Origin of the sequence: Citrobacter sp. TBCS-14, assembly GCF_005280805.1 — a bacterium.
Lineage (GTDB): Bacteria > Pseudomonadota > Gammaproteobacteria > Enterobacterales > Enterobacteriaceae > Citrobacter > Citrobacter gillenii.
Map to the genome: position 1 here is coordinate 1 of NZ_SZWM01000219.1, position 220 is coordinate 220.

Here is a 220-nt window from a genome sequence, read left to right on the forward strand (position 1 = left end):
TGAGCGTTGCGCAAATCCTCAATACTTCAAACGGTCAGGATATTACCTGGTCCACTTCTGATGGTACAGCTGAGGAGGGGGAACTGCTTGCAGAAAACGCTGCAGCAACGGAGGGGGATGTGACATTCGGCACCGCAATCCTGGGGGCTAAAAAACTGTCATCCAAAATTATCCGCGTCTCCAATGAACTGCTGCAGGACAGCGGCGTAGATATTGAGGC

The 220-nt window shown here is 51.8% G+C and carries 1 protein-coding gene; it reads left to right on the plus strand.

Annotated elements, in window-relative coordinates; translation table 11 throughout:
* Positions 1–220, plus strand: a 220-nt coding sequence (locus FDX22_RS12195; RefSeq protein ID WP_146717259.1) for a phage major capsid protein, incomplete at both ends; no start/stop codon positions are given.